18 protein-coding genes are annotated in these 21620 nt (G+C 37.6%); 11 read left to right on the top strand and 7 right to left on the bottom strand.

The features are described 5' to 3' along the window. Positions 1-118: 118 nt before the first annotated feature. Both G7050_RS07780 and G7050_RS07775 read left to right on the top strand, forming a co-directional pair. Entirely contained in the window at positions 119-484 is a 366-nt protein-coding gene (locus tag G7050_RS07780) for a hypothetical protein (RefSeq protein WP_166113574.1), read from the top strand. A gap of 102 nt (positions 485-586) precedes the next feature. After that, positions 587-1432 carry a hypothetical protein gene (locus G7050_RS07775; protein ID WP_166113572.1) on the top strand — a complete coding sequence of 282 codons (846 nt, stop codon included), beginning with the start codon at positions 587-589 and terminating at the stop codon, positions 1430-1432. 18 nt (positions 1433-1450) lie between these two features. On the opposite strand, the gene G7050_RS07770 is transcribed toward G7050_RS07775, so the two are convergent. From G7050_RS07770 to G7050_RS07755, 4 genes are read right to left on the bottom strand one after another with little or no spacing between them, the layout of a single operon-like run. Next, complete coding sequence (locus G7050_RS07770; RefSeq protein ID WP_166113570.1) at positions 1451-1639, bottom strand: hypothetical protein; 189 nt, start codon at positions 1637-1639, stop codon at positions 1451-1453. Positions 1640-1642: 3 nt separating this feature from the next. Then, entirely contained in the window at positions 1643-3139 is a 1497-nt protein-coding gene (locus G7050_RS07765) for a glycosyltransferase family 2 protein (protein WP_166113569.1), read from the bottom strand. A 40-nt stretch (positions 3140-3179) separates the two neighbouring features. Beyond that, entirely contained in the window at positions 3180-4187 is a 1008-nt protein-coding gene (locus G7050_RS07760; protein WP_166113568.1) for an ATP-grasp domain-containing protein, read from the bottom strand. Positions 4188-4203: 16 nt separating this feature from the next. Next, positions 4204-5175, bottom strand: a complete 972-nt coding sequence (locus G7050_RS07755) for a PIG-L deacetylase family protein (protein WP_166113567.1) — start codon at positions 5173-5175, stop codon at positions 4204-4206. Between the two features lie 163 nt (positions 5176-5338). Between G7050_RS07755 and G7050_RS07750 the strand changes: the two genes are divergently transcribed. Next, on the top strand, positions 5339-5797 hold the full coding sequence (locus G7050_RS07750) for a low molecular weight protein-tyrosine-phosphatase (protein ID WP_221412828.1): 459 nt from the start codon (positions 5339-5341) through the stop codon (positions 5795-5797). A gap of 156 nt (positions 5798-5953) precedes the next feature. Here the strand turns inward: G7050_RS07750 and G7050_RS07745 are convergent, their stop codons facing one another. After that, positions 5954-6343: a helix-turn-helix domain-containing protein gene (locus G7050_RS07745; RefSeq protein WP_166117669.1), complete on the bottom strand. Its 390-nt coding sequence runs from the start codon at positions 6341-6343 to the stop codon at positions 5954-5956. Positions 6344-6687: 344 nt separating this feature from the next. Here G7050_RS07745 and G7050_RS07740 point away from each other — a divergent pair, with 344 nt between their 5' ends. The 5 genes from G7050_RS07740 to G7050_RS07720 all read left to right on the top strand — a co-directional run bounded on the left by G7050_RS07740 (position 6688) and on the right by G7050_RS07720 (position 13245). Next, on the top strand, positions 6688-7800 hold the full coding sequence (locus G7050_RS07740) for an isochorismate synthase (protein ID WP_166113566.1): 1113 nt from the start codon (positions 6688-6690) through the stop codon (positions 7798-7800). A gap of 8 nt (positions 7801-7808) precedes the next feature. Continuing rightward, on the top strand, positions 7809-9479 hold the full coding sequence (menD, locus tag G7050_RS07735) for a 2-succinyl-5-enolpyruvyl-6-hydroxy-3-cyclohexene-1-carboxylic-acid synthase (protein WP_166113565.1): 1671 nt from the start codon (positions 7809-7811) through the stop codon (positions 9477-9479). 1 nt (position 9480) lies between these two features. Then, entirely contained in the window at positions 9481-10305 is an 825-nt protein-coding gene (menB, locus tag G7050_RS07730) for a 1,4-dihydroxy-2-naphthoyl-CoA synthase (RefSeq protein ID WP_166113564.1), read from the top strand. 793 nt (positions 10306-11098) lie between these two features. Continuing rightward, on the top strand, positions 11099-12154 hold the full coding sequence (locus G7050_RS07725; RefSeq protein ID WP_166113563.1) for an o-succinylbenzoate synthase: 1056 nt from the start codon (positions 11099-11101) through the stop codon (positions 12152-12154). A 2-nt stretch (positions 12155-12156) separates the two neighbouring features. Beyond that, the gene (locus G7050_RS07720) at positions 12157-13245 is read left to right on the top strand and encodes an AMP-binding protein (RefSeq protein WP_166113562.1); all 1089 of its coding nucleotides are present in this window, start codon (positions 12157-12159) and stop codon (positions 13243-13245) included. Between the two features lie 114 nt (positions 13246-13359). Here the strand turns inward: G7050_RS07720 and G7050_RS07715 are convergent, their stop codons facing one another. Next, a complete protein-coding gene (locus tag G7050_RS07715; protein ID WP_166113561.1) occupies positions 13360-14838 on the bottom strand; it encodes a hypothetical protein in 1479 nt (492 codons plus the stop codon). Positions 14839-14913: 75 nt separating this feature from the next. Next, a complete protein-coding gene (locus tag G7050_RS07710) occupies positions 14914-17772 on the bottom strand; it encodes a TonB-dependent receptor (protein WP_166113560.1) in 2859 nt (952 codons plus the stop codon). Positions 17773-18073: 301 nt separating this feature from the next. On the opposite strand from G7050_RS07710, the gene nadA reads away from it, so the two are divergent. The 3 genes from nadA to nadC all read left to right on the top strand — a co-directional run bounded on the left by nadA (position 18074) and on the right by nadC (position 21586). Continuing rightward, positions 18074-19081: a quinolinate synthase NadA gene (gene nadA / locus G7050_RS07705; protein ID WP_166113558.1), complete on the top strand. Its 1008-nt coding sequence runs from the start codon at positions 18074-18076 to the stop codon at positions 19079-19081. Between the two features lie 67 nt (positions 19082-19148). Then, positions 19149-20729, top strand: a complete 1581-nt coding sequence (nadB, locus tag G7050_RS07700) for an L-aspartate oxidase (RefSeq protein ID WP_166113555.1) — start codon at positions 19149-19151, stop codon at positions 20727-20729. After that, positions 20726-21586, top strand: coding sequence for a carboxylating nicotinate-nucleotide diphosphorylase (gene nadC / locus G7050_RS07695; protein ID WP_166113553.1), 861 nt, complete (start codon positions 20726-20728; stop codon positions 21584-21586). The genes nadB and nadC overlap by 4 nt, the downstream gene beginning before the upstream one ends. Positions 21587-21620 lie beyond the last annotated feature (34 nt).

Genomic DNA, 21620 nt, shown 5'->3' with positions numbered 1-21620 from the left:
CCACTTCCTAAAGAAAAAAAGACATTCCTATAATAATTTCTTATAAAGGACACAAATAATAAGATAAATTTATATCTTTGAAGAAGAAACATTTATACTTTTATTCATTTCAAGTTTTATGGAATATATCAGTATTAACGAAAAAGATTTAATTGAATTATACGGAGGCTCCGATAATGAAATGGTCGATAAAATGATGAGTTTGATGCAAGAACAAACTTTTCCTAAAATTACCAGTTTTCTAAACAGTAATAAAGAGGAAAGTTTAGCTTCGAAAATCGAATTTCTAAACAACTTTACATCATCTTTCAACATGATAGGTCTTCCGGCTATTTCGGCTAAGATAGAACTTCTTGACGAGAAAATAAAAAATAACACAGACCCCGTTCTACTCAATGAAGCTATTTTAAATCTGGAGGAAAGTCTCACTCAAAGTGAAATTCTGATTAAAGAATACAGAGAAAAAATAAAAAGTAAAAAGTAAAGCAGCCTGCTGACCAAAAATAACAGTCAACAGCTATAATTAGGGGATAATAGTTCTACTGCTTTGATTTGAAAAAATAATCTTAACTAAACAAGTTCTAATATGAGAAAATTCTCCACACTATTGCTACTATTAGTACCTGTGTTTTATTTTTCTTCTCATCAAACACTCAATGCCCAAACGCAATCACTTATCGGAAAAGATCTTGCATTAAGAAAGGCCGACAGTACCTCTCTATACATTAGTGCACAGCAACAGTATACTGACTTCGGCACAATGAACCTAAACCAGTCTTCAGCAGGAATAAAACTAAAGAAGGCACAATATACGCTGATAAGCAACTTCCAGATGGCATATAATAATACCACCAAAACAGGATGGCAATCAGCGAATGAGTTTTATTATACTCCTAAAAAAAAGAAAACCTACCAATACGCTTCCCTTTCTTTTTCGAACACAGCATGGTACCCTAATTTTACTGCTGCTATTTCAAACTACTACATAGGGATTAAACAGTTGGAAATTGAAAACGGAGTAAAGTATATAGCCCTTTCAGGACAGAAAGATATTTGGATGATAAATACAGGAGCAAGTTATGCTGTACATAAAAATCTATTTCTGGCAAAATGGATATATCTCAACAATGGCATATCTAATAACGATTTTATTTTAGGATACCGATATTATTTCAATGAAAACTCGGTAATTTCACTTAATTTACTCACTGGAGATAATAACGTTATCCCCGAATTTAGAAATCTTCCGAATGTAACAACACTTAAGCAATACCAGAAATACTATGGATTCAATTTTAACACAACATTCCCTATTTCGAAAAAACTATATCTAGGCGTTAACTATACTTACAATCATTTTAAGAAAAATGATAATGTCGGTAGTTGGAATTTACATATTGCCAGCTTAGGCATCAGCTATAAACTTCTATAAAACAGCAACATCTACATTCTACTGCCTACCAAATAATTCTCGTATACAGATTGCTATATATGCTTCATCGTCTGAAAAGAGAGCCAGTAAAGTACCGAGAATCAAAAGAATTACGATTGAGATAATCTGTAGGTAAGTTATTTTTCTTTCCCTCGCTAATTCTTTTCGAGCATCATTGTCCATCTTATCTTTTTCTTCTTTCTTCATTAATCAGCCATTTTTCTGTAAGTTACCTGTTTTCCGAGTTTTATCCCATTTCATTTCCGACTTGGTTATTTCTTTTATGTAAGAAGCAAATGTGACAGCACATAAGAAAGGACCATACCCACCAATAAGCAAGAGTGTACGTGAGATAAATAATGGAAAACCTTTTTTCTCGGTATAATATGCCATAAAAGATACAACCATACATAGAGCAACCCAAAGATACAGGAAGAAAACAATAATAAATGATTTGAAATCAAGCCCGAAATAAAGATGATTTCCATCATTCGCAAGAACCATTATATCCAACAATTTATCCAGAAGATTAGGATAAACGGAAAGAATAATTAAACACAGGGATATTATACCGGGAAACAAAAGCCCTTCGAGCCGTGTTCTTTTCGCTGTTTTCGGGTCTAAAAAATTACAAGTCAAAATAATAAACAGATCCGTAAAGGTATTGAGTATCCAAAATTGTTTAAATATGAACCATGAATAAGGGAAGTCAAGAAAAAATAAACCCGTAAGTCCTATCGATGACAATATCATCAACAAAGGCATGAGCATAATCGTAAACCAGATAAAAGAAAAGCTAAAAGAACCCAGGTTTCCAATTTTCTTATTAAGCCATATATGCTTAAAAGCTTTGGTCACCTGAACATTACCTCTTGCCCACCGCAGCCTTTGCTTCCATAATGCGACTAAACAATTCGGCTCTTCTGCCCAAACAATAGCATAAGGATCAAAAATGGTTTTTCGCCCGGTCAGCTGGGTATTGAAAGTAGTAAAAGTATCTTCAGCCAGAGATGAAGTATCGATCTTCCCTCCTATCGCTATCAGATTTTCCTTAGTAAGCAGCTGTGCCCCTCCTGCCAGACATGCGGTAACCCCTAATACATTCTGCGCTCTCCGACTGGCAGCTTGTGCACAAATATATTCAAATGCTACAAATTTATGGACTAACGTGTTAGATACTGACCCTTCTTTTATATAGGCCATTACAGCTCCTACATCCGGATCGGCAAGATGTCGAACCATCTTCCTAAGGGTTTTTTCCTCGAAAAGAATATCCGCATCAATAATTAAAACAGCTTCGGCCCAATCCTCTTCTAATAGTACTTTAATTCCGGCATTGAGCGTATGTGCCTTTCCTTCACCGCCTTTTTCTCTCTTTACATAGCGTATATTGTCAGGATATAGTTTCAATTTTTCATTCACTATTTCGAAAGTATTATCCGTACTTGCATCATCTACTACATAAAGTTTTAAAGATTCAAGTGGATAATCCATAGACAACAAGTGCTCTATCGTATTTCCTATCACATCAGCCTCGTTCCAACAAGGAATCACCACCGCTACTTTAGGCGTAATAGGCCTAGCCAGTTTATAATGATTAAGTTTTGAATGAAAAATGACCAAAAAAAACTGATATAGAGATGCAAATAAAGGAAGAGCACCTAAGAGGACAAAAAAAGTCAAAAGAATTTTTAGACCTATAATCATATTTATAATTTACTTCAACTTTTTTTAAACAATACCATTGTTATGAGACTTCCAGTGCCTTTGACACGAGTGCCTTCTGGTGCTTGCCAAACTCAGAGTCGGCCATATATATTTCCTCATAATAACGAACCATAGCTAATTCTTTATAATCGGAATAGGGTATAGGCTCACCCGAAAGTGCATGTTCAACGCACATCAACGGAATATTAGCGCCACTTTCTACAACCAAACTCAATCCTCCTGAAAATCTAGGATTAATTTCAAGTAAATAAGGGGTTCCTTTTTCATCTACAATTACCTGAATGTTTGCCCCGTATGTAACTCCTACTGCTTGAGCTATTTTTATACAGTAATCTTGTATCGCTTCATTTTTAATAGTTTTAGAAGCAACAACTACCCCCGAATCTACTTTGAGACGCTCTCGAACTACTGCTGCAGCCACCGAGCTATCGTTATTAAGCATTACATCGATACTATATTCTTTTCCTCCAATAAATTCCTGAACCATGTAATTTTCCATCCTCAGCTTTTCCAAAATATTGCGATCAGGAGCAGAAGTAATAATAATACCTCGCGAACCACTACCGCTTCGTGGCTTAAATACAAGTTTATTTGAGCTGATCTGTGGGTTTATCAAATACTCTTCCAACGACTGAAATTCAGGTAAAATAACTTTACCGTTACATTTTTCCATTAGTTTGAGCTTATCCAGAATTACATCTAATACTTCTGCCCTACAGCTAACTATACGACAGCCTATTGCATTAAAAGATTCTTCTATTTTCATTATTGGCACCAACTCAACATCAACGGTAGGAATAAGTATATCTATCTGATGCTGTTTACATAAACGCAAAATAACTTCATTAAACCCGGGTGTAACTCCTCCCGGAATAACCAATCTTTTGGCCGGTTCTACAAAATAAAGACCTGTTGCCAAGGGGTCCATATCGGCCATAAAGAAATCATAGGATTTGTCTTTTAATGCTTTGTAAGCACAAATTGCGGCGGGGCCTCCGGCGCCTGTAATTAATATTTTTACAGCCATATTCTAAATTATTTGGTTAAGATTTAATTATCTCAAAAGGTTCTATTGCTTTATAGTTTGCATAACGTCCCCAATAAATAGCAGTAGCTTTTATTATCTCGTCTTTTAGATAAACAGCTTTACTTTTTTGTGTTTCATGGAAAGCGATGAGCTGTAACTTTAAATCTAAAAAATTATCAATGCTCTCAAATTTCTGAGGATGAAAATTTATATTGGTAGAGGGAGCCTGATATGCATACACCTCATCTATCGTTCGGGCAGCTATTATAGTAGCCAAATGCGTGTTTCTATGATCTTTATGATTATCATTTACACTATGAGTATAAATAATATCCGGTTGAAAATTATGGATAACCTCCTCTATAACCCGAATAGTTTTAGGTCCTTCCGAAACGGATGTATCTTCGAGATTACTGATTATCAAAGTAGCATGAAGAAATGCGGACGCAGCTTTTGCCTCCAGATAACGTTTCTCCGTATCACCACCTACTGCTCCTCTGGTTAATGTTAAGATCATCACTTCATCATTTTTAGCAATATGCTTGAGCATAGTTCCTCCACAGCCAATCTCTACATCATCCGGATGTGCTCCGATAGCAAGTATCTTTTTTCTTTTTTTCTGCTGAGCAAGTGTTCTAAGCTGATCTACAATTTTATCTCTGACGCTTTCGCTGATTACAGTTAATACCCAGAAATTATTTACTCCATATTCCAAAGCCGCTCCCATTAGCTCCACATCTTTATCTTCGGCTAGTAGCATGATATAAGCTGTAGGTTTATGCGTCTTGATATATGCCAATGCATTTGCTGCTGCTTGAAAAGAGGGTTTTCGGGCAGCAAGGATAAAAACCTGATCGTTACTCTCACAAGGCCTTTTTGTAGAGATATCTTCAAAACTCATAGAACAACATTGAAGATGTAACTCTTCGTTTATAATAGTTGATAGCGTTTGGGTGTCAGCTTGACTGCCAATTAATATGATCTCCATTTGTTTTATTAATAAGATTGTGCTGATACTAACATATACTAATCAAAATAGAATTCTAGATTAGGATTTCTAAAAGTAGTAAATTATCTGGTTTACACAAAATTATGTTACATTTACTATTATTTTAAATATTTAGCAACGTATAATACTAAAAATACAAGAAATGAAAATATTAATGGTTTGCAAAGGTAATATTTGCCGCTCACCTCTAGCGGAAGGGGTTTTAAGAGAATTATCAGCTAGTAATAAACTCAACTGGGAGATTGATAGTGCTGCTATTAAAGCATTTCATATTGGTAAAGCACCCGATTCGCGTGCTATTCATACAGCCCAAAAACACAATATAGATATCAGTTGCCATAAATGCAGACTATTAACGACAGAGGATTTTGACGATTTTGATATCATCTATGCCATGTCTCAAGATATACTTGATTTTATGCAAGAAATGGCTCCAAAAGACAAACATCATAAATTAAGGTTATTAATGAACGAGGTTAATCCTTCAGTTAGTCAGGATGTTCCCGATCCCTTTCATGGCGAAGAGAAAGATTTTGATTATGCTTACGATCTTATTTTATTAGCTTGTGAAAAAATCATAGAAAAACAGTTTAAAGCCTAAAAAATAACACACCCTTCGAAAATCAAAAAAGCACCTGCAATTATTAATTACAGGTGCTTTTTTCGATTAGAGCTTATATTTAAATGGTGTTCTTTATAAAAAACACCTTTGTGAACTTTGTGTTTAAGTTATGCTATATCAGCACCATCAGAGAATTCACTTTTTCCCGTTCAATACCTCTTCAAGTAATTTCACTTTTTCTCTTTCAGTTTCTAGAAGTTTATCATAAAGTTCAACGATTTTATCAATCGGGTTAAAAGTTGGATTAATATTTTGAGCAACTGAATTATCATTCCAACTACCTGAGAAAATATTCACAGAAGTATCAGAACCGATCTCAGTAATAGCTTCCACAGGAATATCTAAGACTTTGGCTATTTTTACCAAGATTTCCTGATCCAGTTTATCTTTTTTTTCATAACTCGACAGTGTAGCTTGTGATACACCTATACTATCAGCCAGAACATCCTGTTTTACGTTTCTCCACTCTCTCCAGCGTCTTACATTTGCTCCGTGATTATTTCCTTTAACTGTGGTTGCTTCCATTGTTTTCATTATAAAGTTTTCTATATTACAAAAATAGGAAAATAAATTTATCAATAGCATGTTTTTAAATTCCTAATATTTTACCATAAATCAGAGTAATAACATCAGCACCTTTTCCCTATATTAAGCACTCATTTAACTTTTAGAGTATTTATTAAGGAAAAAAATACAATTTTCAATAGAATAAACTCTAATTTAGCATGTTTTTACGGATCGCCGTAATCCAAAGAATGGGTAAATATAAGTAGTTACTGATATACTTCAAGATTAACAACCATTTGCAGCGATTATATCTTACCTGAATAGTATAAAAAGGTCTGAGACCTTAGTTTGAATTTTTAATCATGGAATTTAGAGAACATCTAAAATATAGTTTTTTTGATTTACTGATCGATAAGAATATTAGTTTTGCCCTATACCGCTTACCGGGCGAGCACGACATACGTTTGGTATTACAAACCTCAGACCAATCCGAAACATTCACGAACCTATTAGAACTGAATAACAGAAGAGGATTTGTTATTGCACCTTTTCAGATATCAAAGGCAGCTCCAATAGTATTAATTCAGCCTGAGGTAGTATTGACGGGAGAAGAAGCTATTTTCAGCTATCTTTCCAACTCAGCCTTCGAAAAGCATACAAATGAGCCATCCTCTAGCTTTTTCGAACCATCCAAAGCCACATCATTCGATCATTATCAGAAAGGGTATACTGCATTCCATGAGTCGCTAATTGGTGATACATTAAAAAAACTGGTACTTTCACGTACTTTCGAACTTGCTCGGAACGAAGAGTTCTCTGGCGGACTATCCTTTCTAAATGCATGTAAAAAATATCCCGATAATTTCATCTTCTTATGCCATACTCCCGAATCAGGAACATGGCTCGGCTGTTCTCCCGAAATACTAGTGTCGGGAAAAAACGGAAACTGGAAGACCGACGCATTAGCCGGAACCAAGAAAATATCTAAGGATGATGCCGTAATCTGGGATGATAAAAACCGCCTCGAACAACAGATTGTGGTTGAATATATGCAGCAACAACTGATAAAGGCGGGTATAAAATCAACTTACAGTGAGCCCAAGACTATTCGGTCGGGAAATCTGGCACATCTCAAAAGTGAATTTTCTTTTCATATAGATGATTCCTCCAAAATCGGAAGTTTATTGAACCTGCTTCACCCAAGTCCTGCCGTTTGTGGTTTCCCCAAAAAAGAAGCATTTGACTTCATTACCAAGAACGAAGGGTACGACCGAAAATACTATTCCGGTTTTTTAGGTTACCTGGATGTAGATAACAAAACAGATTTATTCGTAAATTTGAGGTGCATGCAAATATTCAAACAAAACCTGAGATTATTTGCAGGAGGAGGAATACTTCCTTCATCTGAACTTATATCGGAATGGAAAGAAACCGAATATAAGCTTCAAACCATATTATCAATAATAAATGAATAGCCCAGCATATGTTTTCAGTAAAGAAAAATGTATTACAAACAGTAGCTTTACTCAAGGCTTATGGAGTAAAGCAAATTGTACTTTCGCCTGGATCGCGTAATGCTCCATTGATGCAGACTTTTTCGCAAGATGCGTTTTTTGAGTGCCACACGATTGTGGATGAACGAAATGCAGCTTTTTATGCTTTGGGAATAATACAGGCTTTGCAACAACCTGTTGCTATTTGTTGTACGTCGGGTTCTGCATTGCTAAACTATGCTCCGGCAGTAAGCGAAGCCTATTACCAACAATTGCCTTTGATAGTAGTTTCGGCTGACCGCTCTCCCGAGTGGATCGGACAAATGGACGGACAGACTTTACCTCAAGCAGGAGTATTCGGTTCGTTATCGAAAAAATCGGTTCACCTACCTGAGATTAATAACGAAACAGACGAATGGTTTTGCAATCGGTTAATCAATGAAGCTTTGATAGCTTGCACTGCCGATGCTTCGGGTCCTGTACATATAAATATACCATTGTACGAACCTCTTTTTGATTATTCGGAAGAATCTCTTCCCGAAGTAAGAAAGATCGATTATGCAAGACCTCGAAAATCTGTTGAAATAAGCTCTTTTGTTGAAAAGTGGCACAAGATGCCTAAACGTTTAATCATTGTAGGACAACTGTTTCAAACTCCCAAACTAACTGAACTACTTGAAGGTTTAGCAGAGAAAACCGACTGTATAGTCTTTACTGAAAATCTATCGAATAGTGTTTCACCTTTATTTATCAGCAATTTCGATGCTTTACTATATACCATATCTGAAGAGGATAAAGAAAGCTTTTCGCCTGATCTGGTTATCACACTCGGTGGGCATATTGTTTCGAAACGATTGAAGCACTTTATCAGACAACATAAACCTAAGAATCACTGGCATCTGACTGAGTCGGGCGAAGTAGTAGACTTGTTTCAATCATTGACCGATTTAGTGGAAACAGAAGCTATTGAATTCTTTTCTAAATTGTCATCAGAAGTCCAAGATAATAGAGAAAAACCATTCTTCGATTTATGGAAGAATACCTCTCTACTCATACCCGAACCAAAAGAAGATATACCTTTCTCGGATATATCGGTTACGGGTGATTTTTTAAAGGTAATGCCGAAAAATTCGGTTTTGCACCTAGCCAATAGTTCTACGGTACGGAATGTGCAGTTGTTTCAATTGGATAAATCAATCAAAGTATATTGCAATAGAGGTGTGAATGGTATAGAAAGTACCCTACCCTCTGTAATCGGATTCGCTTCCGTTTACAAAGATCCTGTCTATTTAATTATAGGGGATCTTAGTTTCTTTTATGGACTGAATGCTTTGTGGAATATACAACACATCAAAAATTTACGAATACTCTTAATCAATAATGGTGGTGGTGGAATCTTCCATCTGCTTCCGGGCTTAAATAAAGCTGCTTCGTTAAAAGAATATGTGTCGGCAGAACATACTACACAAGCAAAAGACTGGGCTTTAGCAGCAGGATTAAAATACTTGAATGCAGAGAATAGAAATGACCTGAAAGAAAGCCTTAAAGCATTCATTGATACCAAAACCGACCAATCGGTTTTACTGGAAGTATCTACAAATATGGAGATTAGCAAAAAAGCTTTTCAGGAATATTATCATAATCTAAAAACAATAATATAATATGTCAACTACAAGGCAATGGGAAACCATCAAAGAATACGAAGATATTCTATTTGATTATTTTGAGGGAATAGGTCGAATCACTATCAATCGTCCACGCTACCGCAATGCGTTTACTCCTACAACCACTATGGAGATCAGTGACGCTTTACGCATTTGTCACGAAAATCAAGATATTTATGTAGTAGTCCTTACAGGTGCAGGCGACAAGGCGTTTTGTGCGGGTGGCGATCAGAATGTAAAAGGCAAAGGCGGATACATCGGAAAAGATGGTGTACCTCGTTTACAAGTTCTTGAAGTACAGAAACAAATTCGCTCAATGCCTAAACCTGTTATCGCCATGGTAAACGGTTTTGCAATCGGTGGCGGACACGTTTTACAAGTTATTTGCGATATATCAATTGCTTCAGAGAATGCTATTTTCGGACAAACAGGCCCTAAAGTAGGTAGTTTCGATGCAGGTTTCGGGTCTTCTTATCTGGCTCGTATTGTAGGTCAGAAGAAAGCTCGCGAAATATGGTTCCTTTGCCGTCAATATTCAGCTCAAGAAGCTTTGGAAATGGGATTGGTAAATACAGTTGTTCCTTTCGATCAGTTAGAGGATGAAACTGTAAAATGGGCACATGAAATGATGCAACATAGCCCAATGGCATTGCGTATGATAAAAATGGGATTGAATGCCGAACTCGATGGCCAGGCAGGGATACAGGAACTTGCAGGAAATGCAACACTTCTTTATTATCTGACCGATGAAGCTCAAGAGGGTAAACACGCTTTCTTAGAAAAACGTAAACCCGATTTTAAGAAATTCCCTAAGTTTCCTTAAGTTTATCTGATAAAGTAAAGTATGTAGGGGCGTATAATCATACGCCCAATATTGAAGCACTTTATCTATATATAAATAATGCGAATCAGTAGTTGATCTGTTATGTTTAATGTTCTATTAAATTATTCTTCTACGCACAATCGAAGATTGCTTGTATTCCTTTTGCCCAAAGCCGCAAAAGGAATCAAAAAGGCTTTGTGCTGCGTGGCTCGCCTGTCTGACTAAAGCTTGCAGGCTAAACTAAACTTATTGCCTTGCGGCACGTTTAGTTTTACGCCTGCTTTGCTTGTCAGCCAACGGCTGTGCCTCTGATACACTGGGGCTGACGCCTGCAAATGGCTTTTGTCCGTCAGGCTTCCGACCTAGGCGTTTGCACGGGGTACTCGCAGGGCGAAGAAAGCGTTAAGAAACAAAAGGATATTATCGATAAACGTTTTTCTTTTGTTTTAGCTTTCGAGTCCGTAGCGGGTCGGGCAAAGAGGCTCAGTCTTGATCTTTTGTTTCGTTTTGCATCAAGGCAAAATGAAAAACAAATCCATAAGGGTGCGTTAGAATAATTGAACATATAATCCCAACTACTGATTCGCATAAATAAGTTACAACAATCAAAAAAGGTAACAAAAAAACAGCAGGCAAAAAAGTGTAACATTTGTCACTTTTGTAACCTTTTTACATGTTAAGCATTGATAACTTGATTTTTACAAGAACCATAAAAGTTACACTTTTTTGTCACCTTTGTCACTTTACTGATTACTTTGTGTAACTTGTGTGATACTTTATGGAACATTACCGAATGGAATTTAAGATAAAAATAATACCTTATACCTTACAGTTTAAAAGACCGGCAGGCACGTCACGAGGAGTATATCACGACCATAAAATCTGGTATGTAGTGATTTATTCGCCCTCCGATCCTCAACATTGGGGAATTGGAGAATGTGCACCTTTATTCGATCTGAGCTGTGATTATAATGAGGATTACAAACAAACATTGGAACGGTTTTGTAAGGAACTAGAAGAAAGTAAAACCTTGAATACGGAGGCTTTGCGTCCCTACCCTTCTATTCTATTCGGGTTAGAAACTGCTTTACGCCATTACGAAAGCCGAAGTTTTAAGCTTTGGGATAATTCGTTCACAGAAGGTAAGAAAGGTATTCCGATCAATGGCTTAATCTGGATGGGCGATTTTCAGTATATGCACGAACAGATAGAAGCCAAGATGGCACAAGGTTTTCACTGTATCAAACTGAAAATAGGAGCTATCAATTTCGAGGATGAAATCAAACTTCTCCAACACATACGGAAGCATTTTTCAGCAGATCAAATTACTTTAAGGGTAGATGCAAACGGAGCTTTTGCACCTGATGAGGCTTTGGATAAATTGAAACGCCTTTCGGAACTGAACTTACATTCCATTGAACAACCTATACGTGCAGGTCAATGGGACGAAATGGCTCGATTAACCAAAGAAACTCCTTTACCTATTGCATTGGATGAAGAGCTTATAGGCGTTCATCAACCCGAAGAAAAAAGGCGATTGCTCGAAACGATCAGACCTCAATATATTATTCTGAAACCAACTTTACATGGTGGTATCAGTGGTTCTGAGGAATGGATAAACTTAGCCGAAGAATTAAAAATCGACTGGTGGATAACCTCAGCCTTAGAATCTAATATTGGCTTAAATGCCATCGCTCAATGGTGTGCTACTTTTGATAACCCTCTACCGCAAGGCTTGGGAACAGGTGGTCTTTACACCAATAACATCGAAATGCCACTAACTATCAAAGGTGATTGTTTGTGGAGCAATCCGAACGGTCAGTTTCCCACACTAGACAATCTGATATAATTATGTACCAATTAGATAGAACAAAACAGACAATAACGATTGAGGAAAAGGCATATTTGCCTGATGTATTCTTGGATGAAAATTCACCTGAATTTATCTCTCAATCCGATTTTCATAACGATTTGTTTTTGTTCTTGAAAGATTGGTTTTCCGATTCTCCAACATTAAAGGTTCAGACATCGGGGTCAACAGGTATTCCTAAAGAAATGCTTGTCGAAAAAAGCAGGATGATGCAAAGCGCACAATTGACCTGCTCTTTTCTTGGCTTAAAAAAGGGAGATTCTACTCTGCTTTGTATGTCTTTGGATTATATTGCAGGTAAGATGGTAGTGGTTCGTGCGTTGGTCGCAGGATTAGATTTATATCCTATTCCACCATCGGGCAATCCATTAAAAGATACTGACAAGGAATTTTGTTTTGCGGCAATGATTCCCTTGCAGGTATTCAATAGTTTGCAATCGGATACAGAGAAAAAACGATTAAGCAATATCAAGAACCTCATTATCGGGGGAGGTTCAATTGATCCTCAGATAGAAAAAGCGATAAAGAGTTTTTCTCACAAGGTATATTCTACTTATGGTATGACCGAAACGCTTTCTCACATTGCCTTGCGGCAATTGAATTGCAATAAAGCTTCGGATCATTATTACCCTTTCGACTCGGTTATTTTATCTATATCAGAAGACAATGCGTTGATTATAGATGCTCCATTGGTTTCAAATGAACGCCTCTACACAAATGATATAGTGGAAATATATGAGGACAAGAGTTTTCGTATTATCGGACGGAAAGACAATATAATCAATAGTGGTGGAGTGAAAATTCAGATAGAAGAAGTAGAAGCTTTACTAAAACCTGCATTAAACAACGGCTTTGCCATCACATCCCTACCCGATCCTAAATTTGGAGAGATTGTGGTATTAGCCATCGAGAGGGAAATTGACGAGAATTTAATCTCGAATTTATTGCCTGTATATTTTATGCCTAAAAAAATAATTCGGGTAAATAAAATACCCTTAACCGAAACAGGTAAAATAAGCAGAGTCGCATTAAAACAGCTTGTTCTAAACAAGTCCGCCAACTCCCAATAAAATAGTGCAAGCGACTAATCACTAGCCGCTTGCACACTTAGTAGAGTATTATTTTTCAGAATTTATATGCAACTTAGTCTTTATTAAAAAACAATATCTACTTTATATTGTCTCTTAATAATCAGCATTTTGAGGATCAAAATTAGTCCATCCCTTCATCCAGTTATCAACATCTGAATCACTCTTGAATGCACCTACATAATCAACCTTATCAAATCCCGATTGTAGTAATGGATCAGTAAATGATGCAGCACCCAATAATGGACTACCTGTTGCAGGTCCCCAGTTAGGATTAGATGATAAGCTACTAGGTTGTTTCAATTTCAAATCCGAGATATTAGCCAATACTTTATTGCTAGCCTGAGATGTAAAATAGGTATGAGAGAAAGATTGGGCATCGGTCATATCCGTTCCGTTAGTAGAATATTTATCGGCAAAACTATTATTTACATCCGATCCTACCACACCCATTTGAGCAAAGAATACATTATTGATTTTCAATGTTCCATTGGTTGCTAAACTTTGCGTATTTCCTTTTTGATTATCAAGAAGCAATCCTACAGGAAATCCCATCGCCACAGAGTTGAAACAGCTCAACTGCGAATAACGTCTAATTTGCATAGCAGCTTGAAATAAGCCTGTCTTAGAGTTATTATTAGGTCTGTAATTTCCTGCATTGATATACTCTAAAGTATTCACAAAGTCTGCTGCCTGACCTATCGGACCTACCAAGGTTACGTTACTGAATACGGCAGATGTTTTGGGAGTACCATTTGTTCCCGAAGCATTGTTGTCTGACTCCAATCCATTCGAAAGAGAAGTATCGGCAATCTTCGGATTACGAACCGCCAAAAGATATTGCAGTTTTCCGGAGAAACCATAGTCTGTATCAAAATCGTCGTCCCATCCATGATATGCCACTAAATATTTAGCACTAACCGATCCACCAAACCACTCATAAGAATCGTCGTTGGAATAAGAAACCTGCAAGTGATCCACCTTCGTACCACTACCTACAGCACCAAAAGTAATACCATTTATTTCTTTGTTTTCTTCGAAGGGGTATCCTGCAAACTCAACACGTACATAGCTCAATATACCTGAGTTATCAGCATCATTGTCGCCACCGTATTTTGTTCTTGGTCCGCCTTCTATTTGAAGTTGTCCGCCATTATTGGTCTTGGCATTACCACAGATGATAAGTCCTCCCCAGTCTCCCGGTTTACGGCTACCTTTCGCCTGAGCCGATGTAAATACAATAGGATTACTGGCTGTACCTTGTGCATAAATTTTAGCTCCCGGCTCAATAATCAAACTACCGGTGGTTGCTTTATCCCCCTTAATAATGGTTCCCGGTTTAAACGTTACCGAAGCACCTTTCACGACATATACCCAGCCTTTGAGTGTATATGTTCCTTTTTCGAAAACAGTATCTTTTTTTATTTCATAGCCGGTTGTACTTCCGTCGCCAATTACTCCTACAACAGGCACCGGATCAGGATCAGTAGACGAATTGTTATCACTACTGCAATTCGTAAAGAGCATGATGCTACTTGCTATCCATGCTAAATTAAATAATTTGAAAAGTTTCATTGTGTAAATATTTAAAAATTAGTTGCTAACAATATTTATTAATTTTAGTCAAGTCAACAGTAAAAGTCAGAGACCTTAAAAATTGAATTTGGCAGAGATACTTATGTTCCGCCCCGGATTATATCGCCTCGTTGTTTGCTCTCTTTCATGCATCACCCCGTCGCTATCTATAAATTTGGGGAACTGTTTATAAACGACATCCTGAGAAAATATATCTTTTACAGCTGCTGCAATTTCGACCTGTTTACCAATTCGTTTAGTTACCGTAAAGTCAAGCACATTTCGTGGCATTTCATACATATCGGGTATATCGTCATTCACAGTACTGTTCTCGCTTTTGCTTTTAAGTCCTATACCTACAATCCGTTTACCGATGATGTTATACATAAGTCCAGCTGTCAGTTGCATGGGTTCACTCTGGTAAAAAAGTCCGGCATTTACCAAGAAGGGAGATTGTCCTTGTAGCGGACGCTCGTCTTCGGTACTGCTTTCATCAAATTTGACTTTACTCTTGATTAATGACCCGTTGACAACTGCCGAGAAATCTTTCAGTCCAATAAAGTCAAGACGCTTTTTCAGGTCTACCTCAATCCCTAGATTCTGCCCTGACAAAGCATTTTCGAAAGTGAATATCCGGCTTCCTCCTCCTGTATTAACAAAAGTCCATTCAATCGGATTGTCGAAATGTTTATAGAATAGTGCTACAGATATTAGCTCACCCGAAGATGGATAAAGTTCGTACCTAAGATCTATATTTTGAATATAGGCTGCTTTCAAATCGGGATTACCTTGTATTCGGTTGAACAGGTCGAAGTCATAAAATGAAGCGGGTGAAACCTCTCTAAACTCGGGACGATTGATCGACATTCCATAAGCAAATCGCAGGATATTGGATTTATCGAGATTATAACTCACATTTAATGAGGGAAAGACATCTGTCGTTTTGTATTCCGAATCTTTCGTCTCAAAACCGACGGGTGATATAAAGTTGGTTAAGGTCATAATATCATGCTCGAAACGTGCTCCTGCATAAATATTAAATTTATTATAGGGAATGTTTATGGCTAAATAAGCCGCCAATAATTTATTATTTCCATCGTAACTATCTACATTATTAGTAGACTCATTAATATATAACCTGCCTGCTCCAAAATTCTCAGGGATAAGAATGTCGTTCACAACATCACCAAAGCGAAAGCTATAAGGGAAATAATTTTCATTATATAGATAGTCAAAGTCTCGTGTATTATAATCTTTCACTTTATATTCTCCATAAAAGCCTCCCTTCAAGGTCGAAGTTATTGATGAATTGATCTTCAGATCATGCGAATAATTTGCTCCTGCATTATATGTATATTCACTCAGGTCTATAAAATTTCGTTCGATATCAGCCTGCGAAATATACATCTGCCCATTAAACGGGTCTTCGGGTGTAGAAGCATTTTCAGTACGATTGATCATCCTTCGGTCGGGCTGATTTTTATTGGCATACGAAAAGCCTAAAGTCCAATCGAGCTTATCGGCAAAAGGCAGAGTATGCTTTCCTGTAAACTGCCCCGAATAGGTAGTTCGGCTTGAATATAAATATTCCTGTTTTTCTTGTCTTTTCGAACGTCCGCTGGTATAGTCCGTTCCCTCACGAAATGTATAGCGATCCTGTCCTAACTGATTGAAAATATTCTGAAATTCGTAGTGATTATTTTTATTCGAAATAAAGGATAGGTTAACCATAGCTCCCAATCGAGCATTCCGGTTATACTGATCGTCAGTATAATCATTATCTGGTTCAGCTATATCTGCTATATCATTATACACTTCATACTGTGCATTCCTCATACCCATTAGAGTACGGCTTGTATAACTGTAATTGACGGCACTGGTCAATCCCCATTGTTGCCCGCCTTCGGTATTGATACGCCTGCTCATGGCAAAAGAGAAACGTTGATCGGGCAAAGGACTTCTGGTCTTTATATTCCAGTTGTTATTGAATCCGTTTTTAGTTACAGCATCCACCATATCGGTATTATCGCCATCGAGTCTGAATGGAACAATATCTCTCAAAGCTCTATGTCCGTTATCAAATCCCAGAAAATCGGTAGCACTTCCGGGGTTATATTTAAAGTCTTTAAATTGCGTTTCTGTATTGAAACCTGTTCCATAACTGATCTCCATCGAATTCTCATTCGGAATACCTTTGGTTGCCACTTTTACGAAACCTCCCGAAAAATCGGCGGGAAGTTCGGGTTGTGGAGATTTTACGATCATAATATTCTCAATCTGCGAACTGGGAATAAGGTCGAACGAGAAAGAACGGCTATCGGCTTCAGAACTGGGCGTTGCACTATTATTGATCCATACGTTATTATACCGTTGAGACAATCCTCTGGCAACTATAAATTTATTATCCATAATAGATATTCCGGGAATTCGCCTGATAACTTCCGAAGCATCACGATCTTGGTTTCTCGATATTTGCTGTGATGAAACACCACTTACAATACCATTTGCATTCTTCATCGAATTGAGTAACGATACTTCCGAGTTAATTCTAGCCATGGCTACTACAACCACTTCATTCAATGCGGTGAGCGACTCTTTCATCGGTATATCCAAGCTGGTTACTTCTCCCTTCTTAACCTCTACATCCGTTATTTCCAAAGCTCCATATGAAAGGTAAGATGCTGTAATGATATGCTTTCCGGGACCAACATTCAACTGATAAGTTCCATCCATATCGCTCATTACTCCCTGAGTTGTGTTCTTTAGCGAAATAGCTACTCCGGGTAAAGTCTCCCCCGTTTTAGCATCTGTTACAACTCCTTTAATAGATGTTTGGGAAAATAGTACACCGGCAACAAGTAGTGCGAAAATTGTTAAGGTCGATTTTAATACGTAATTCTTCACTTCCGAAATAAGATAATTTTTGTTGTGCATATAAATTCTAATTTTCTCTACACAAAGCACCTTCTTTATTGTTACAGAATAATAGAGATAGAGATAAGGTTAAGCAACAAAATCATGACATTTATCTTAAGAGAAATACATCACCGACACAAAAACACAGAACAGGGGTGTCCTTTAATAATATTTGCCATCTTTGTTTATTATTTATGACGTTTTGGAGAATTCTTCGAAACTTATTCTATCTGTATTATCGAATAGAATTACAGAAAGACTTATCTTTATACCCTTAAAAAACATGTAACTCGTAACTAATTACTTGTAACTACTTATTATGCCTCAACAACTAGAAAACGCCATAGCAACATTATCTCAAAAGGGATATTTAAATATGGAAATTCCGAAAGGAATAGATTTGATAGCAGAAATAAACAAACTGCGTAAAGAAAAGAATGCAATTATACTTGCCCACTATTATCAAACTGGAGATATTCAGGATATAGCCGATTATTTGGGCGATAGTTTACAATTGGCTCGTGCTGCCGAAAAAACAGATGCCGATATGATTGTATTCTGCGGTGTGCATTTTATGGCTGAGACTGCAAAAATTGTAAATCCAACCAAAAAAGTGGTACTTCCCGATACATTGGCAGGATGCTCTTTAGCCGACTCATGCTCGGGTGAAGGTCTTAGAGAAATGCGGAAACAATATCCCAATGCGATAGTAATCAGTTACATTAATTGCGATTCGACGGTAAAGGCCGAAAGCGATATTATAGTAACCTCATCCAATGCGGAGCATATCATAAATGCACTGCCCATGGATCAGGAAATAATATTTGCACCGGATAAAAATCTCGGAGCATACTTGAATCAGGTAACAGGTCGGAAAATGATTTTGTGGGATGGTGCTTGTTATGTGCATGAAGCATTCTCATTAGAAAGAATCGGTCAACAAATGCTTGATAATCCCAAAGCAAAATTGATAGCTCACCCCGAAGCTAAAGCTCCTCTTCTGAAAGTAGCCAGCTATGTGGGATCGACCTCTAATCTACTGAAGTATGTAGTGGAAGACAGCGGCACTGAATATATTGTTGCCACCGAAGAAGGTATTCTACACGAGATGCAGAAAAAAGCTCCTAATAAGAAGCTTATTCCTGCCTTAGTGAACGACAAGAGCTGCAATTGTGGAGAGTGTGCATTTATGAAACTCAATACCATGCAAAAGCTTTACTTATGTATGAAATATGAGTTGCCCGAGATAACATTGGATGAAGATTTACGCATAAAAGCACTTCAACCCATCAACAGAATGCTCGAAATGTCGAAAGCCATTAAGTAAAGGTCGAAGACCTTTTTATTGCTTTGGGCAAATATAATAACCGTAGGCAGTTATAAAGATTTAAAAGATGATTTACACAGATATCTTAGTTATCGGATCGGGTATATCGGGTTTATCGTATGCTCTTAAAGTAGCACAGGAAAGACCTGACGCCAAAATTACAATCATAACCAAATCGGACGACGAAGAGTCCAATACCAAATACGCACAGGGAGGGGTTGCAGTAGTAACCAACTTCGAAAAAGACAGCTTCGAGAAGCATATCGAAGATACACTGCGTGCAGGCGGAGGATTATGCAATAGAGAAGTAGTCGAAATTGTGATTAAGGAAGGCCCTCAACGGATCAAGGAGATTATTGATTGGGGCGTTAACTTCGACAAAAACAGCAGCGACACATACGATTTAGGGAGAGAAGGCGGACATACCGAAAACCGTGTTATACACCACAAGGATATAACCGGAGCCGAGATAGAACGTGCACTCCTGCATGCCATCAATAAACTGGAGAATACTCAACTATTGAATCATCACTACGTAATAGACCTTATTACCGAACATCATATTCCCAATGAGCCTTTCGACAAATACAGCCTCAACTGTTATGGTGCTTATGTTTTAGACATCAAAACACAGCAGGTCAAAAAAATGTCGGCAAAAATCACCCTAATGGCAACAGGTGGATGCGGGCACGTATATAAAAATACAACGAACCCGATTATAGCTACAGGAGACGGCATAGGGTTGGCACATCGGGCAAAAGCCAAGATCAGCAATATGCAGTTTATCCAGTTTCATCCTACTGCATTTTACAGCAATAGGGCGGGACAATTATCACTTATATCGGAAGCTGTAAGAGGATTCGGAGCAAAATTGCGGACGGCTGCAGGCGAACCTTTTATGCACAAATATGATGAAAGGGAAGAACTCGCTTCACGTGATATTGTTGCCAGAGCCATCGACAGCGAAATGAAGCTGTTAGGTGACGATTATGTATGTTTGGATTGCAGATCCCTCGACAGAGAAGAATTTTTGAAACACTTCCCCAATATATACCAGCAATGTCTGGACGAAGGATACGATATGTTTAAAGATCTCATACCCGTTGTTCCCGCGAGCCATTACTTATGCGGAGGTATTGATGTGGATACATTCGGACAAAGTACTATTAAAAATATGTTTGCCGTTGGCGAATGTTCCAACACAGGATTACATGGTGCAAACCGACTGGCGTCAAACTCTTTGCTTGAAGCATTGGTATTCGGACATCGGGCAGCTATCAAAACGGTTGAACGATTAAACGAAGATCAGTTCAATTATACCAACCTCAACAAAGTACCCGAATGGGATGAAAAGGGGCTGAAGGTAAATGAAGAAATGGTTCTTCTCAACTATCTCCGTAAACAGCTACAGGTTTTGATGAGTGATCTTGTAGGTATTGTACGCTCGAACAGCCGCCTCGAAATGGCTAAACAAAAGGAAGAAGAGATATACAGGGCAGTAAAAGAGATATATAATTTCTCGTTTTTATCACCTCAACTGTCAGAATTAAGAAACTTAGTAAGTGTAGCCTACCTGATTATCACACAAAGTATAGAACAGAAAGAGAACAGAGGTGCATTTTACAACAAAAGCTTAGATAAAAAATGAACAGACCGATATACGTAACCGATGAGAGATTACAGCATTTCATTTCTGAAGCTATAAAAGAAGATCTCGGAGACGGAGACCATTCTACATTGGCAAGTGTACCTGAGCATCTGCAACAAAGAGCCAGACTTTTGGTGAAGGATGACTGTGTACTTGCAGGTGTTGAGCTAGCTAAAGAAATATTTCATTATTACGATAAAAACCTCAGAATAGAAGTACTTAAAAACGATGGTGATCAAGCCTATAAAGGCGATATTGCTTTAATTGTAGAAGGATCGGCACGCTCTATTTTAAGTATGGAACGTTTCGTTCTGAACTGCATGCAACGCATGAGCGGTATTGCAACGTCTGCACGTGAAATGGCTTCGCTTGTATCTGAAACAAACACAAAGATATTAGATACACGCAAAACTACCCCCAATTTCCGTATGTGCGAAAAATGGGCTGTATATATCGGTGGGGCAACCAATCACCGTTATGGTCTCTATGATATGATTATGCTTAAAGATAATCACAACGATTATGCAGGAGGTATAACTCAAGCGGTGGCTTCGACTGTGAAATATTTACAGGACAATAACAAGTCGTTAAAGATTGAGGTTGAAACACGTAATCTGGAAGAAGTAAAAGAAGCCCTTGCAACCAATTCGATAGATATCATCATGTTGGATAATATGACTATCGACCAGATGAGTGAGGCTGTAAAACTGATAGGCAACAAAGCTAAAACCGAAGCTTCGGGAGGTATAACCAAAGAATCGGTGCTGGCTATTGCAAAAACAGGTGTCGATTTTATATCCTCAGGATCGATCATTTATTCGGCTCCTAATATCGATCTCAGTCTGAAAGCATTTTAAGATCTTAGGGTTCTTTTCATAAAATATAACTGCT

The organism is Dysgonomonas sp. HDW5A, assembly GCF_011299555.1.
Lineage (GTDB): Bacteria > Bacteroidota > Bacteroidia > Bacteroidales > Dysgonomonadaceae > Dysgonomonas_A.
The sequence above is the reverse complement of the archived record's forward strand: the minus strand, read 5'-3'. Positions and strand labels throughout refer to the sequence as shown.

Bases quoted from the DNA above. Each gene is read 5' to 3' on its own strand.
- menD (WP_166113565.1), top strand. From the start codon at position 7,809: ATGTTTTCAGTAAAGAAAAATGTATTACAAACAGTAGCTTTACTCAAG.
- nadC (WP_166113553.1), top strand. From the start codon at position 20,726: ATGAACAGACCGATATACGTAACCGATGAGAGATTACAGCATTTCATT.
- nadB (WP_166113555.1), top strand. From the start codon at position 19,149: ATGATTTACACAGATATCTTAGTTATCGGATCGGGTATATCGGGTTTA.
- menB (WP_166113564.1), top strand. From the start codon at position 9,481: ATGTCAACTACAAGGCAATGGGAAACCATCAAAGAATACGAAGATATT.
- nadA (WP_166113558.1), top strand. From the start codon at position 18,074: ATGCCTCAACAACTAGAAAACGCCATAGCAACATTATCTCAAAAGGGA.
- G7050_RS07780 (WP_166113574.1), top strand. From the start codon at position 119: ATGGAATATATCAGTATTAACGAAAAAGATTTAATTGAATTATACGGA.
- G7050_RS07775 (WP_166113572.1), top strand. From the start codon at position 587: ATGAGAAAATTCTCCACACTATTGCTACTATTAGTACCTGTGTTTTAT.
- G7050_RS07720 (WP_166113562.1), top strand. From the start codon at position 12,157: ATGTACCAATTAGATAGAACAAAACAGACAATAACGATTGAGGAAAAG.
- G7050_RS07765 (WP_166113569.1), bottom strand. From the start codon at position 3,139: ATGATTATAGGTCTAAAAATTCTTTTGACTTTTTTTGTCCTCTTAGGT.
- G7050_RS07770 (WP_166113570.1), bottom strand. From the start codon at position 1,639: ATGAAGAAAGAAGAAAAAGATAAGATGGACAATGATGCTCGAAAAGAA.
- G7050_RS07745 (WP_166117669.1), bottom strand. From the start codon at position 6,343: ATGGAAGCAACCACAGTTAAAGGAAATAATCACGGAGCAAATGTAAGA.
- G7050_RS07715 (WP_166113561.1), bottom strand. From the start codon at position 14,838: ATGAAACTTTTCAAATTATTTAATTTAGCATGGATAGCAAGTAGCATC.
- G7050_RS07725 (WP_166113563.1), top strand. From the start codon at position 11,099: ATGGAATTTAAGATAAAAATAATACCTTATACCTTACAGTTTAAAAGA.
- G7050_RS07755 (WP_166113567.1), bottom strand. From the start codon at position 5,175: ATGGAGATCATATTAATTGGCAGTCAAGCTGACACCCAAACGCTATCA.
- G7050_RS07740 (WP_166113566.1), top strand. From the start codon at position 6,688: ATGGAATTTAGAGAACATCTAAAATATAGTTTTTTTGATTTACTGATC.
- G7050_RS07710 (WP_166113560.1), bottom strand. From the start codon at position 17,772: ATGCACAACAAAAATTATCTTATTTCGGAAGTGAAGAATTACGTATTA.
- G7050_RS07760 (WP_166113568.1), bottom strand. From the start codon at position 4,187: ATGGCTGTAAAAATATTAATTACAGGCGCCGGAGGCCCCGCCGCAATT.
- G7050_RS07750 (WP_221412828.1), top strand. From the start codon at position 5,339: ATGAAAATATTAATGGTTTGCAAAGGTAATATTTGCCGCTCACCTCTA.